Origin of the sequence: Desulfonatronovibrio magnus (assembly GCF_000934755.1) — a bacterium.
In the GTDB taxonomy this organism is placed as follows: Bacteria; Desulfobacterota; Desulfovibrionia; order Desulfovibrionales; family Desulfonatronovibrionaceae; genus Desulfonatronovibrio; species Desulfonatronovibrio magnus.
The window spans coordinates 56,235-71,063 of record NZ_KN882180.1; the positions used below are offsets into that span (position 1 = coordinate 56,235).

14 protein-coding genes are annotated in these 14,829 nt (G+C 44.8%); 11 read left to right on the top strand and 3 right to left on the bottom strand.

Translation table 11 applies throughout. The features are described 5' to 3' along the window. The first annotated feature begins 9 nt into the window (after positions 1–9). From LZ23_RS18565 to LZ23_RS18580, 4 genes are all read left to right on the top strand, one after another. Positions 10–765, top strand: coding sequence for a TlyA family RNA methyltransferase (locus LZ23_RS18565; protein ID WP_045216638.1), 756 nt, complete (start codon positions 10–12; stop codon positions 763–765). After that, the gene (locus tag LZ23_RS18570) at positions 755–1,348 is read left to right on the top strand and encodes a TrmH family RNA methyltransferase (protein WP_045216640.1); all 594 of its coding nucleotides are present in this window, start codon (positions 755–757) and stop codon (positions 1,346–1,348) included. Before LZ23_RS18565 ends, LZ23_RS18570 begins: the two co-directional genes overlap by 11 nt. A gap of 444 nt (positions 1,349–1,792) precedes the next feature. After that, positions 1,793–2,311, top strand: coding sequence for a shikimate kinase AroL (gene aroL / locus LZ23_RS18575; protein WP_045216642.1), 519 nt, complete (start codon positions 1,793–1,795; stop codon positions 2,309–2,311). A 27-nt stretch (positions 2,312–2,338) separates the two neighbouring features. Beyond that, entirely contained in the window at positions 2,339–2,941 is a 603-nt protein-coding gene (locus tag LZ23_RS18580) for a DUF2271 domain-containing protein (protein ID WP_052507518.1), read from the top strand. A gap of 135 nt (positions 2,942–3,076) precedes the next feature. On the opposite strand, the gene LZ23_RS18585 is transcribed toward LZ23_RS18580, so the two are convergent. Continuing rightward, on the bottom strand, positions 3,077–4,015 hold the full coding sequence (locus LZ23_RS18585) for a YbgA family protein (protein WP_045216644.1): 939 nt from the start codon (positions 4,013–4,015) through the stop codon (positions 3,077–3,079). A 1,149-nt stretch (positions 4,016–5,164) separates the two neighbouring features. On the opposite strand from LZ23_RS18585, the gene ispG reads away from it, so the two are divergent. From ispG to LZ23_RS18625, 7 genes are all read left to right on the top strand, one after another. After that, positions 5,165–6,268 carry a flavodoxin-dependent (E)-4-hydroxy-3-methylbut-2-enyl-diphosphate synthase gene (gene ispG, locus LZ23_RS18595; protein ID WP_269745195.1) on the top strand — a complete coding sequence of 368 codons (1,104 nt, stop codon included), beginning with the start codon at positions 5,165–5,167 and terminating at the stop codon, positions 6,266–6,268. A 116-nt stretch (positions 6,269–6,384) separates the two neighbouring features. Continuing rightward, the gene (gene rpsF, locus LZ23_RS18600; RefSeq protein ID WP_045216649.1) at positions 6,385–6,720 is read left to right on the top strand and encodes a 30S ribosomal protein S6; all 336 of its coding nucleotides are present in this window, start codon (positions 6,385–6,387) and stop codon (positions 6,718–6,720) included. Then, positions 6,721–6,978: a 30S ribosomal protein S18 gene (rpsR, locus tag LZ23_RS18605; RefSeq protein ID WP_045216651.1), complete on the top strand. Its 258-nt coding sequence runs from the start codon at positions 6,721–6,723 to the stop codon at positions 6,976–6,978. A gap of 353 nt (positions 6,979–7,331) precedes the next feature. Further along, complete coding sequence (gene rplI, locus LZ23_RS18610; RefSeq protein WP_045216653.1) at positions 7,332–7,856, top strand: 50S ribosomal protein L9; 525 nt, start codon at positions 7,332–7,334, stop codon at positions 7,854–7,856. A 290-nt stretch (positions 7,857–8,146) separates the two neighbouring features. Then, a complete protein-coding gene (gene dnaB, locus LZ23_RS18615) occupies positions 8,147–9,496 on the top strand; it encodes a replicative DNA helicase (RefSeq protein ID WP_084591144.1) in 1,350 nt (449 codons plus the stop codon). A gap of 219 nt (positions 9,497–9,715) precedes the next feature. Then, a complete protein-coding gene (locus LZ23_RS18620) occupies positions 9,716–11,005 on the top strand; it encodes a phenylacetate--CoA ligase family protein (protein ID WP_045216654.1) in 1,290 nt (429 codons plus the stop codon). A 32-nt stretch (positions 11,006–11,037) separates the two neighbouring features. Then, entirely contained in the window at positions 11,038–11,688 is a 651-nt protein-coding gene (locus LZ23_RS18625; protein WP_045216656.1) for a queuosine precursor transporter, read from the top strand. Between the two features lie 45 nt (positions 11,689–11,733). Here the strand turns inward: LZ23_RS18625 and purD are convergent, their stop codons facing one another. Further along, the gene (gene purD, locus LZ23_RS18630; RefSeq protein WP_045216657.1) at positions 11,734–13,005 is read right to left on the bottom strand and encodes a phosphoribosylamine--glycine ligase; all 1,272 of its coding nucleotides are present in this window, start codon (positions 13,003–13,005) and stop codon (positions 11,734–11,736) included. A 24-nt stretch (positions 13,006–13,029) separates the two neighbouring features. Continuing rightward, entirely contained in the window at positions 13,030–14,829 is a 1,800-nt protein-coding gene (mutL, locus tag LZ23_RS18635) for a DNA mismatch repair endonuclease MutL (protein ID WP_045216659.1), read from the bottom strand.

The following is a 14,829-nucleotide window of genomic DNA, read 5'->3' on the forward strand; positions in this document are numbered from 1 at the left end:
CGCAAATAAATGAAAAGCAGGCAACGGGCGGACCAGCTGCTTTTTGATCAAGGTCTTGCTGAATCTCGAGAAAAGGCCAAAAGACTGATAATGGCCGGGCAGGTTTTTGTCCTGTCCGGTAATGACCGGGAAAGGATTGACAAGCCTGGTCGTGCCCTGAGCAAAGAATCTGCCTTAATGGTCCTGGAGGATCAGCGTTTTGTGAGCAGAGGGGGATATAAACTCTTGACTGCTGTTGAGAGATTTGATCTTCATATTCAGGATAAAATTTGTCTTGATGTGGGAGCATCCACTGGAGGTTTTACAGATTGCCTTTTGCAACATGGCGCAAGGAAAGTTTATGCTGTCGATGTTGGCTATGGGCAGCTCCATTGGAAGCTTCGTGAGCATGAAAGGGTTGTTAATCTCGAAAAAATCAATATTAGAACTGCTCCGGAAGATCTTCTTTCAGAGCAGGTTGATTTTTTGACAATGGATTGTTCTTTTATATCTGCTATTCTTGTTTTGAAGTCTGCCCTTAAATTTTTGCGACCTGGTGGAGAAATTGTGGCCCTGATCAAGCCTCAGTTTGAGGTTGGTCCGGGTCAGACCTGTAAAGGGGTTGTCAAATCTTTGGAAGTGGCTCAAGAAGCCCTGCACAGGGTAAGGGATACGTTTATACAGGACCTGGGGTTGACTTACAGAGGAGTTACGCCTTCAGCAATCAAAGGTCCAAAAGGAAATCAGGAATACCTTTTATATCTCGAAAAATATTATGACCCATAGACCACGAACACCTCAAAGGGCTGAGAGGATTCGTCAGGTCCTCAGCAGACGGCAAAAGGATCTGACCCTGGTAATCAATAATATTCACGACCCGCATAATGTGTCCGCCATTTTAAGAAGCTGTGATGCTTTTGGAATCAGCGCTGTTCACCTTCTTTACACCAGCAATACTTTTCCCGCCCTTGGTAAGAAATCATCTGCCTCAGCCAAAAAATGGGTGGAACAAATTAGACATCATGATGCTCAAGGACTGGTTCATGCCTTGAAAAAAAGCGGTCTGAATCTGGTCAGAACTGGTTTCAGCCATACTGCTGTGCCTTTGTTTGAGTGGGACTTTTCCCGGCCTACAGCAGTAATCCTCGGTAACGAGCACAGCGGAATTGAAGAAAACCTAATTAAATTTGTAGATCAGGAATTGTATATCCCCATGCAGGGTATGGTTCAGAGTCTGAATGTGTCTGTAGCTGCTGCCATTATTCTTTATGAAGCCTTCAGTCAGAGGCAGAAGGCAGGATTGTATGACAACCCATCTTTGGAGCCTGCAGAGCTGGATGAACTTTTTGATAATTGGATTCAGAAATAAGCTCCTCACCTGGGCGGCCCGGGACCGAACCTGTGAGTAGCTGTCTTTAAAGTGGAGCCTGCATCCTGCAGGCTATTAAAGACCAGGCGGCTGGAAGCCGCCTCCACATTGAAGAAAAGTCCCATATCTGGAAATTGGGACAGTCCCCGCGAGGTACTATAAAAAAGATTGATGCTGTATTTGTTCCTGGAGGAAATTTGCTTTAATGATAAAATTTACACAGCGAGGGACAGTCCCCTCCGGGCTGTAAGCCTCCGGGCAGGAAGCTGTGCCAGGCGTAAAGCTCTCATCTTTGACGGAACTTTTCAGGCAAATGTGCATTAATCAAAGCAAAAATCGTCAAATATGAAAATTATAACCATTTGATTTTATTAGCAAAACGATTGTAGTTACTTGTAAGCTAAGGTCAGGCTTAGTCCCAAAAATACACGATAATAGACAGTGATGAAGTATAGAAATGTTTACCTTATTGGCTATCGGGCCAGTGGAAAAACTACTTTGGCCAGGAAACTCGCAAGCCTGTTAAAGATCAGGTTTGTTGATGCGGATCATGAGCTTCAGCAGCAGTATGAGATGACTATTGATGAAATGGTTAATAAGCATGGGTGGCCATATTTTCGGGAAAGGGAAGAAAAGATTTTAAGTGAGATAAATGCAAGGCAGGGCCAGGTGGTGGCCACTGGAGGCGGCGTGATATTACGCTCTTCCAATCGGAACATCTTAACTCAAACACAGAACTATTGTGTTTATTTACAAGCAACTATATCCTTAGTTCTTGAGAGATTAAATGCTGATCCCATTTCCGGACAGAGGCCTGCGTTGTCAGATATGTCTCTTGAGCAGGAAATTTCAACTGTAATGAGTCAAAGAGAACAGCTTTATCTGTCCTGTGCTGACCTGGTTATGGACGTATCCCTGCCAGTAGAACAAATTGTAATTTCCATTGCAAGCCATTTGAAATAGTATTCATCTTCAAAAAGTATCCATTTCATGAAGCCATTAACTGGAATTATCTTTTTTTTTCTTATATTTATTTCGCAACAGACAAATGCCTGGTCCGGACATTCGCACCAGGCATTGGATATACCCTGTATTGAGTCTAACGAATGCGCGGTTGAATTCAGTTATTTTGTCCATTTGCAGCCACGCATGGCCAGTAATCAGTGGGCAATCTGGATAGAAAAGCCTGATGGTCAGTATGTGGCTACAGTATTCGCCACTGCCTATACAGCCAGGGGAGCTTATGAACACAGGCCCCTCAGCCTTCCCATGTGGAGAGAAGTTTCAGGCTGGAGCCATGAAAATACCGAATACGTGGATGCTGTGAGCGCAGCTACTCCAATTATATCAGGACGCCATTCCAGCATTTGGGACTGCCGGGATCATACAGGGGAACCTGTTGGGTCTGGAAAATATATCTTTCGCATGGAAGGCAATATTTTCTGGGAGCACAGGGTTGTCTGGTCTGGGGAACTGGTAATGGGAGACGATACTCGTGTATTTTCGGCCCAGCCCGAGTATATTCCAGAACGCGCCTTTCGAAGGGGCATACTTCTGGAAGATGTTAGAGCAGAAATATTGGTCAACCCCTGACATTTTTCTGGAGAGCTATTAATTGTCCAAAGTCCAGGATTCAAAGTCCAGTGCCTTCCACATCCAGCCTGAAGAAATTTAACCATCCCAATCATAATGATCCTTTTTTGAGTTGGGTTATGGGTAAAGCTTTCTTTAGACATGATTTCTCAGTTTAAGCTCCATTGGATGAGGATTTAGATAAACCTGCTGTCTCAGATAGGATTGATCGTATTTGCGCACATAGTGATTGAGCAGGGTTATCGGTACTATGAGAGGCACTAAGGAATCAGCATATGCCTGAATGATTTCCAGCAGTTCCTGTTTTTCATCGCTGGTAAGTTCTTTTTTAAAGTATCCCATGACATGATGCAGCACATTAACGTTCTTCTTGATGGTGGATGACATTTTGAGTGCCTGCATGAGTTTGGATATGTATTCCTCAGCAAGCTGGTCTGGATCATATTCTTTTGCCTTGGCCACCATGCGTCCCAGGTCTCTGTAAGCGTTGACATTATGGGACATGATGAGCAATTTATGTCTGGTGTGAAAATCCACCAGCCTGCCTGTGGTCAGGTCCTGGTCCAATACATCTCTCCATCTGCTGAAAACAAATATTCTGGCAATAAAGTTTTCTCTGAGCATGGGATCATTCATTCTACCGTCTTCTTCTACAGGAATCAGTGGAAATGCATCCATGAACATGCCGGCAAATATTCCCCTGCCTTTGGGTATGGGGTGGCCTTTTTCAGAATATACCTTGACCCTTTCCATCCCGCTGCTGGGAGATCTGGATTTGAAGATGAATCCGCAAAGTTTTGCCTTTTCCAGCTCTTTAAGTTTTTCTTTACCCCAGTTTTGCAAACGATCAGTGTGATCAATCCTGGTTTGGATAGTCAACAGCCTGGGGTTTTCAGGGTCACCCACAAGACGCATGGCCTCTCTTGGAATTGGCAGGCCTGATTCTGACTCCGGACAAACAGGTACATAGTTTACATATTTTCCTAACAGGTCGCGCAGATATTTATCTAACTTGTGCCCTCCGTCATAACGTACATTTTCACCCAAAAGACAGGTGCTTATTCCGATTTTCATAAATTATTTCTCCTGTATATATCTGTTTAGCAATTAGCATTGAGCATTGGTGGTTGACTTTTCCAGGTTCTACTTGTCTTAAAAAGGATGTCATTTGTAAGCTCATCACCCGGGCGTGCGGGACCGATCGTGTGAGTAACTGTCTTTAAAGTGGAGCCTGCATCCTGCAGGCTATTTAATTCCAGGCGGCTGGAAGCCGCCTCCACCTTGAAGAACTGTCACATATTTGTTCCCCTGGGGCGGCCCGGGACCGAACCTGCGAGTAACTGTCTTTAAAGTGGAGCCTGCATCCTGCAGGCTATTTAATTCCAGGCGGCTGGAAGCCGCCTCCACCTTGAAGAACAGTCCCATATTTGGAAATTGGGACAGTCCCCGCGAGGTACTATAAAAGAGATTGATGCTGCATTGGTTCCTGGATGAAATTTGCTTTAATGATAAAATTTACACAGCGAGGGACAGTCCCCCTCCGGGCTGTAAGCCTCCGGGCAGGAAGCTGTGCCAGGAGTAACGCTCTCATCTTTGACGGAACTTTTCTGGCAAATGTGCATTAATCAAAGCAAAAATCGTCAAAATATGAAAATTATAACCATCTGATTTTATTGGCAAAACAACTCCAGTTACTTGTAAGCTCATCACCCGGGCGGCCCGGGACCGAACTTGTGAGTAACTAATAATCAGCCTTAACACGAGATTGCTTCGCTTCGCTCGCAACAAGGATTGCCGCGCTCGCCCCAGTTGAATGGCTGCGCCTACACTGCGTGTATTCAACGAGGTAAAAAGACTCGCTCGCAATGACAGCTGAGGTGTCAGGGATGTGGTTGCTGAAAACCTGTCACCCACAAGGGAGCCTAAGCGACCGAAGCAATCTGTATGGTAAAACCATAATATTCTGAATTTATTGGATATTCGATTGTAGTTACGTGTAAGTTTAGCCAACATGTATATATTTTTCTGGATAAAGACAAGCCCTGCAAAAACGGAGTCTTCAGTTAACTTGAGAGGGGTGAATGTTTACCCCGTATTTCAGGAAAATACAGGACAGGCACTTTTGTGCATAGTTGAGCAATAGCCGATGTTTTGAATATGTCGCTTATGAGGCAAGTAGGTCCCGGAAGAGACTGAAGAGTACGTTGAAGTCTTCATCAACCTCTGGGATGTAAAAGAAAGCAAAGTGGAGCTGCCATGCAAAGAAGAAAGTCAATTGAGGTCAAAATAGGTCATGTGGGTATTGGGGGGGATAATCCAGTTCGAGTTCAAAGTATGACCAATACTGATACCAGAGACTCCGAAGCTACCTTGGAACAAATAAAACAGCTTGCCAGAGCAGGGTGTGAAGTAGTGAGGGTCGCAGTTCCGGATCAAGAAGCTGTGTCAGGTCTAAGGGAAATTGTGCTTTATTCTGAACTGCCTGTTGTGGCTGATATCCACTTTGATCATCGACTGGCTCTCGGGGCTATTGAATCTGGAGTCCACGGGCTGCGTCTTAATCCAGGAAATATTGGTGATGAATCCAGGGTGAACAGAGTTGTGGATGCAGCTAAATCGGCTCGTATACCTGTTCGCATTGGAGTTAACAGTGGTTCCATTGACAGGAAAATATTAAAAAAATATGGAGGTCCAACTGCTGAGGCCATGGTGGAAAGCGCTTTGGAACATATCCGCTTTTTGGAAAATAGAAATTTTAATCTCATCAAGATTTCTCTTAAATCATCTTCTGTGCAAAATACAATTGAAGCATACAGGCTGATGGCAGAAAAACGGGACTACCCCTTACATATTGGCATCACCGAGGCTGGCACCCCATTCAGGGGAGCCATAAAATCCGGGGTTGGCCTGGGTATACTTTTGTATCTTGGTCTTGGAGATACTTTGAGAGTTTCCCTGACAGGAAATCCTGTTGCGGAAATGCCTGTGGCCTGGGAAATACTACGTTCCCTTGGCATCAGGCAACGAGGACCTGAGATTATATCCTGTCCAACTTGCGGCCGCACTGAGATCGATCTGGTTAACATGGCCACTGCTGTGGAAGATCGTCTGCAAGATGTGGAGCAGGTGTTTACTGTGGCGGTAATGGGCTGTGTGGTTAACGGCCCTGGCGAAGCCAGAGAAGCGGATATTGGGTTGGCCGGAGGCCGGGATTGCGGGATTATTTTCAAAAAAGGCCAGGTGGTAAGGAAGGTGCGTGGTCAGAGCCTTTTGCAGGAATTCATGAAAGAGCTGGACAACTATCTTGAGAGCTCAATGAACGATTAGACCCTTAAAGAGATTTGTCAATTTATTGGAGCTTGACATACATGCATTGTAAGAATAAAAGAGACGGTTTACCTTGCTCTCGCGAGAGGGCCAAATGACCACAAGGAGGACCATTAATGAACATGACTTATGAAACCCTTCTTTTGCTGAGCCCTGAGCTTGGCTCAGAAGGCAGCAAAGAAGTGGTGGACACGCTGACAGGCATCATTGATCGCGATGGTGGCCAGAGCATCACAATTGACGACTGGGGCATAAAGGAGCTTGCCTATCCAGTGCGCAAGCAGGTCAGAGGGCAGTATATCCGTATGGAGTATACCCTTCCAGGGGATAAGGTGAATGAACTTGAAAGAAATATCAGAAACGCTGATGGAATTTTTAAGTTTTTGACAGTCAAGTTAGATCCCAAGGCCAAAGCTAAAGCCGAACAAAAGACCGAGTCCAAGGAGAGTTAAATGGCATTCAGAAAATTCGCCCCAAGAAAGAAATTTTGTCGTTTTTGTGCTAACAAGGAAATTCAGTTGGATTACAAGAATGTTGAGTTGCTTAATGATTTCATAACTGACCGTGGTAAAATCATTGCCCGCAGAATTACCGGCACCTGCGCCAAACACCAGCGCAAGCTTACCGGAGAGATCAAAAAGTCCAGGCAGATGGCGCTGCTTATCTATACTGCCACGCACAGCAATCAGGTGCATAGAAGAACTATCTAAGGCTGACTGTGCCCGCAATCCAGTTTAAATAAGGATCCTTAAGTTGGGGCGATAACCAGAATTTTCAGACTGAAGACTGAAGGCTGAAGAAAAAGGATTTTGGGTATTATTGCTCTTGTCAGGGTTAAAAATTTTCTTGTTTTTTTCTACAGGATTGAGGCAGTAAGTTACTAAGGCAAATAGTGCCCGCAACCCAGCTATTCTTTTGATTGCTTAAGACAAACAACAGTTAGTAAAGAATTTGTGTTGCAAATGTCATGTCCTCCTGAAAAAAATGGGCATCAAGACTGGTTGATGCCTGTTAACATCAGATGTGACAGGACACACACATTCTTTGTTTCAGGAGTATAATTATGCAGATAATTTTAAGAGCAGACGTTGACAACCTTGGTCGGCTCGGAGATGTGGTCAAGGTTAAACCCGGCTATGGTCGCAATTATCTTATCCCTCAGGGATATGCCATGCCTGCTACCAAGGCCAATATGAATGTATTTGAAAATGAGCGTAAAAAATTAGAAGCCAGAATGCAAAAAATCAGACAGGCTGCCCAGAGTCTGGCTGATCGCATAAATGCAGCCCACGTTATCATCCCGGTTCGTGTTGGGGAGAATGAAAAGCTATACGGATCAGTAACTACAACTAATATCGGAGATGCCCTCACAGAAATGGGTATTGAACTTGACCGGCGCAAAATTGTTCTGGAAAATCCCATTCGTGCCCTGGGTGATTATACTGTAGAGGTTAAACTGCACCATGATATAAGCTGCTCCCTTAAGGTCAGCGTAATCAAACATGGTACAGAGTATCAGCCCTCAACCCAGAATGAACCGGAACAGTCTCAGGAGAATACTGAGCAGGAAACCGCCAAGTCTGAGTAATATACAAGAGTAGTCTGCGCAAAAATACATCAGTTCAACCATCTGCAATCGTCAATAGTTTGATTCTTTATAGATGACTGAACGTTACAGGCCATTATTAGATTCGCCCTTTGTCCTTGAATATTGAATAATCATGGCAAAGGGCGTTTTAATGGCAACCTTTGCAAGAAAATGAGCAACTTACCTATCTGTATCATTTATCATTAAATGAGGCTATCTGTGTGTCATCGCCAAAACAAGACAATTTTCCTGAAAGCTTAGACAGGGTCTCATCTGATTTGATCAGAAAAATGCCTCCCCAGAATATGGATGCCGAACGTGCAGTCCTGGGCGGGGTTTTTTTATCAAATACTGTCCTGCACTCCATCATTGATATCCTCACTGAAGAAGATTTCTATTCACCGGCTCATCAGATAATTTTTCGCTGTTTTCTGGATCTTTACCGCCGCAGCATTCCAGTGGACCTTGTGACTATTCATGAAGAGCTGGAAAAGAGAGGTCAGCTGGATGCAGTTGGGGGAGCTGTTTACATTGCTTCACTTGGCGAATCTGTGGCTTCGGCTTCCAATGCAATCTATTACGCTGGGATTGTTAAGGAAAAGTCCATCCGCAGGCATTTAATCCGGGCAGCCACTGAAATTATTTCCGAAAGTTATGAGCCAGGCTCTGAGGTCGGTGATCTTTTGGATTCATCCGAGCAAAAAATATTCACCATAAGCGAAGCTAAAACAAAACAGGTGTTTCGTTCTTCAAAAGAACTGGTGACAGATGTTTTTGAGATGCTTAGCAGGCGCGTGGAAGATAAAAATCTTGTAACCGGGGTACCCACCGGTTATCATGCCTTAGATGAAATCACTGCAGGGTTACAGCCTACTGACCTGATCATTATAGCTGCCCGCCCAAGCATGGGTAAGACTGCTTTTGCCTTGAATGTAGCCATGCGAACAGCTGCCTCTCATGAAGTTCCTGTGGCAATTTTTTCTTTAGAAATGTCCATGGAACAATTAATGATGCGCATGCTATGCTCATTTGGAAAGGTTGATCTTAAAAGTCTTCGTACCGGTTACCTCACAGATGAAGACTGGACCAGACTTTCCCAGTCAGCAGATGTGCTTTCCAGAGCTCCACTATATATTGATGACACTCCGGCGCTTTCCTCTCTCGAGATGCGTGCCAGATGCAGGCGCCTGAAATCTGAAAAGAATCTGGGCATGGTTATTGTGGATTATCTCCAACTCATGCGTGCCGGCAGACGAATTGATTCAAGAGAACAGGAAATTTCTGAAATATCCCGGTCTCTCAAGGCTCTGGCCAAGGAGATAAATGTGCCAGTGGTGGCTCTTTCTCAGCTCAACCGCAAAGTTGAAGACAGGAAAGACAAGCGGCCTGTTCTATCAGACTTGCGTGAGTCCGGAGCCATTGAGCAGGATGCTGATGTCATACTTTTTCTATACCGTGATGATGCTTATAATCAGAAAGAGGACAATCCCAAGCAGGGAATGGCAGAGGTTATTATTGGCAAACAGAGAAATGGTCCGGTGGGTATGGTGGAGTTATCCTTTTTGAAGAAATTTACAGCTTTTGAAAATCTGGCTGACATTCCAGCACCATCAGAGAACATTGACGATGGCTACGCCTGAGTTCCCTTAATTGTTAATTGTTGAAGAACAAAAGCCTGAATTCGCTGCCTTACCCTGATAACAAATAACAATTAACAATTAACAAATAACAGATAACAGATAACTGGATTGCGGGTACAGCTCGCGTTAGACATCTTAAGTCTGTAAAAGTCCAATATAGCCAAGGGTTTGCACGATAACTATTGACTGCCCATATATTTATAGCGACAAGGAATTTATATGCAGTATTTTGACAAAGTTGAGTTTGCGGACAGAAGTGAAATAGAACAAATACAGTCCATCAGGCTCAAAAATACAGTTTATCAGGCCACTGCTTCGCAGTTTTATCGAAACAAGCTGGCCATGGCCGGGATAAAAGTAGGTGACATTAAGACGCATAATGATGCTTCTAAGCTGCCCTACACTGTCAAGGAGGATTTAAGATCCAGTTATCCTTATGGTCTGCTGACTCAGCCAGTGGACAAAATGGTCCGCCTGCATGCTTCATCTGGAACTACCGGGGCAGCAACGGTTATTTTTCATACTGAAAACGATCTTAATTCCTGGGCTGATCTTGTGGCGAGATGTATGCATATGTCTGGAGTGCGATCCAGAGATGTATTTCAGAATATGAGCGGTTATGGCCTGTTCACAGGCGGTCTGGGTATACATTATGGAGCAGAACGTCTCGGTTGCCTTACAATTCCAGCCGGAGCAGGCAACAGCAAACGTCAGATAAAAATGCTCAGTGATTTCAAAGTCAGTGTGGCTCATATCATTCCTTCCTATGCATTGCATTTAAGCTCGGTTTTCACGAAACTGGACATTGATCCCAAATCCCTGCACCTTAAAATCATGCTCATTGGAGCAGAACCTCACTCCGAAGAAGTTCGGCAGAGAATTGAGGATATTTATGGGGTCAAGGCTTACAATTCCTACGGGCTGTCAGAAATGAACGGACCTGGAGTGGCTTTTGAATGTTCTGAACAGTCTGGAATGCACATCTGGGAAGATGCTTATCTGGCTGAAATCGTTGATCCTGAAACCTTGGAGCCTGTTCCTGAGGGAGAACTTGGTGAACTTGTGCTGACCACTCTCTGCCGTGAAGGCATGCCCATTATCCGGTACAGAACCAGGGATCTGACCAGATTTATTCCAGGTGAGTGTTCTTGTGGAAGGCAGCATAAGCGTATTGATCGCATCAGTGCCCGCTCTGATGACATGATTGTACTCAAAGGGGTGAATATTTTTCCCATGCAGGTTGAAAAAATACTCATGTCCATTCCTGAGGTTGGGGAAAATTATGTCATTGAATTAGAACGGCAAGGATACTTAGATCAGATGCGAGTCAAGGTGGAGATCAGAGACGAGTTTTTTGTGGAAGACATGCGCTCTCTTCAGGCTTTGCAAAAGAAAATCACTGGACAGTTGCGCGAGGAAATCCTCATTACCGCCAAAGTAGATTTGGTGGAGCGTGACAGTCTGCCCAAAAATGATGGCAAAGCAGTACGAGTGATTGATAATCGATAAATAGATATCTACAAGGCTGCAGGTGACATTTAGTGTATCAAAACAATAGTGCTGCTTTTGTTTTCTTGAGCTCGGTTTTTTGTGGCAGCTTAGTCATTGCTTCGGTAATTTCCTCCAAAATTATTACCATTGCAGGCGTAGTTCTGCCTGCGGGAATTCTGGCTTATTGCATTACGTTTGTGGCCTCTGATGTCATAAGCGAAATATGGGGCAAGGAAAAGGCACGACAGGTAGTTATGGGAGGATTCGCGGCGCTTATTGTGTGTCTGGGGCTGATTCATCTGGCACTGCTTTGGCCGGCTGCTGAATTCTGGGACAATCACCATGCATATGGTTCAGTACTGGGAGCTGCACCGAGGATCATTATAGCCTCGCTAATTGCCTATGTAGTGAGTCAAAATCATGATGTCTGGGCCTTTCATTTCTGGAAAAAAGTTTTCAAGGGTCGTCATCTCTGGATAAGGAATAATCTATCCACAGCCTCGTCTCAGGTAATAGACAGTGTGATATTTATTACCATTGCTTTTCTCGGGGTAATGCCCATTTTACCTCTGATTATCGGGCAAGTAATTATCAAAATGCTCATTGCTTTTATGGATACTCCTGTTGTTTATTTTCTGGTCTGGCTCATCAGACGTTCCGGAACCGGGACTGAAGCCAACAGGATAAGTCAGACAAGTTAGTTCAGTGGGCAGTCCGGAACCGGACTGCCCCAATACCATTTCTGACTATTTTTTCAGACCTTTCTGTCCAATATCCCGGCGCATATACTTATCCGCAAAATTTATTTTATCCGCCGCCTTGTAACAGCGGTCCATGGCATCTTCAAGGTCATTTCCCAGGGCAGTCACTCCAAGAACTCTTCCTCCATTGGTCAGGATCTGGTCATTTTCAAGCTTGGTGCCAGCCTGAAACACCTTGACCTTTGGATCAGACTCAGCATCTTCAATACCAGTAATGACGTTGCCTTTGGCATATTTTCCAGGATAACCATCAGCGGCAAGGACTACGCAAACACTGGTGTCCTGTCTGATATCAAGAGTTGTTTTACCAAGTCTTCCCTCAACACAGGCCATCATGACCTCAACAATATCCGACTCTACCCGCATAAGCAAAGGCTGACATTCCGGGTCACCAAAACGGACATTGTACTCCAGGACCTTGACTCCTTCAGCAGTGAACATAAGCCCGGCATAGAGAATACCCTTGAAAGGCCGTCCCATCTCTTCGAGGTGCTGGATAATGGGTCTTATGACCAGTTCAGCTGTTTCTTCGTATTTTTCTGCAGGCAGAATTGGTGCTGGACTGTATGCTCCCATGCCACCTGTATTGGGACCGGTATCATTTTCTCCTATACGCTTGTGATCCTGTGAAGAGGGCAGAAGTACAAAATCATGACCGTCGCAAAAGGCCAGAAATGAAGCCTCCTCACCTTGCAGGGCTTCTTCAATGACAACTATTTCACCGGCTTTGCCAAAAACCTGCTTCACCATCATATCATGCAGAGCTTCCTTGGCCTCTTCCCGGTTTTGAGCGATAATAACTCCTTTGCCTGCAGCCAAACCATCGGCTTTAACTACTAAGGGATATGTCTGTTTGTTGATGTAGTCCAATGCCTGGTGGTAATCTTCAAAAACTTTAAAAGCGGCAGTAGGCACCTCGGCTTTTTCCATGAGAAACTTGGAAAAAACCTTGCTGCCTTCAAGCTGGGCAGCGTATGAACCCGGACCGAAGCAGGGAATCTTTTCTCGGTCCAATGCATCGGCAAGTCCAAGAACCAGAGGCAGTTCAGGACCAGCAACCACGAGATTGATTTCTTTTTCTCTGACCAGCCTGATTATGGCAGGGATATCATCTGCATCCACATCAATATTTGTCCCAAGTGTGGCAGTACCACCATTACCAGGTGCAATATAAAGGTTTTTGAGTAGAGGGCTCTGTTTGATTTTCCAGGCCAGGGAGTGTTCTCTTCCTCCTGAACCCACAATGAGAATATTCATACAACCTCCTGTTGATCTTGAAAGTTATCTTTTAAACATTTTTTCCAGTTCTTTTGAGCCAAGCTCCCGCGTAATGGGACGGCCATGTGGACAATACTGGTTATTGTCGCATGACAACAGTTGATCCATCAATCCCAAAGCCTCGTCAGACGTCATATTTGATCCTGCCTTAATGGAAGACTTGCAGGCCATGGTAATGAAAATTTCATCCAGGTCGGACTTTTTTTCCGCCATAATATCACGCAGAACCTCAGTGGCTTCAGATATGTTCATAAAGTCAGGAATACCTGAGATTAGAAGAGTGCTGTCCTCCTGAAGTTCCAGTATATAGCCCATGGTCCTGATTTTTTTCCAAATGCCCTGGATCATATCCAGTTCAGAAGGGTGCAAACTGAGTCTTTCAGGCAAGGCAAGTTTTTTTATGACAATTTTCCTGAACCCTTTTTTGTATCCTTCCAGCATAACCCTTTCATGCGCTGCGTGCTGATCAACAATTAGCAGATTATGGTCCTGTTTTTTAAATAGCAGGTAGGAATTAACGATCTGACCAAGATAAGCCAGCCTGCCCACAACAAAACGGTCCTTGCTCTGATGGTTTTCAACCTGATCTACAATTGTTTCATGAACCTGTGAAGTGTGAGGCACAAAGTCATAGCTCGACTTTTTTTCTTTAAATCGGCGCTGCAGGCTTTCCTGCTCCTGGTAAGTTTCGGACATATTATCTTCATGTATACCCTCGCCTTGAAATGCAGCAGATAGTTCAGAACTATCTCCACCATTTCCACCACCATCTTCATTATCGAACTGTCTGGTAACATGAGAAGATGATTGATAAATATTATCATTTAATATGGATCCAATGCCTGCTACAATCAGAGAAAAGATTTCTTTTTCGTTTCTGAATCGTACCTGGGTTTTGGCTGGATGCACATTGACGTCCACTTCTTCTAAGGGAACAGAGATAAAAATAACAGCCTGTGGATATTCCCGGGAAAGCAGGCGACCCTGATAAGCCTGTCGCAATGCAGCAAGAAGCATCCTGTCGCTTACAGGTCTGTTGTTGATATAAAACATGATTCTGTCGGCCCTGGCTTGAGCGCTTTCAGGGCTTGAAGCCAGACCATGTATGGCAAAATCATGACGTCGCAAAGAGAATTCACGCAAATGTTCACAAACCTGATTCGGCCAGATGGCTTCAATTCTTTGCTGCAGTGTTTCACCCGGGTAAAAACGATAAAGGGATCTGGACTCTGAAAGCAGCTCAAAGTCAGTATACAGATTGGTCAGAGAATGCCTGATGAAGGCCTCTACGCACTTTTTACCTTCTGTAGCTCTGGTTTTGAGAAATTTAAGCCTGGCAGGCACATTGGATAGCAGGTTTTCCACCCTGATTCTGGTACCGCGGGTCATAGCGAGAGGTCCCTGGTCAGCCACTTCACCAAAAATCAGTTTATAAAAGTATCCCTCATTATTATTTCCGGGGCATGATGATATGGTCATTTTGGAAATGGATGCAATGCTTGGCAGAGCTTCTCCGCGAAATCCATAACTGGATATGCGGCTTAGTTCTTCCAGAGCCGAAATTTTACTTGTGGCGTGCCTGGTCAAGGCCAGTGGAATATCTTCAGGTCTCATGCCCTGTCCATTGTCAATGATCTTGATAAGACTCTGACCGCCAGACTCGAGATGAACCTGAATACTGGTTGCACCGGCGTCAAGACTGTTTTCCATAAGCTCCTTGACAACTGCAGATGGACGTTCAACAACCTCGCCTGCAGCTATCTGGTTTTGAAGTCCTGGCGGTAAAACCCGGATCATGCTCAT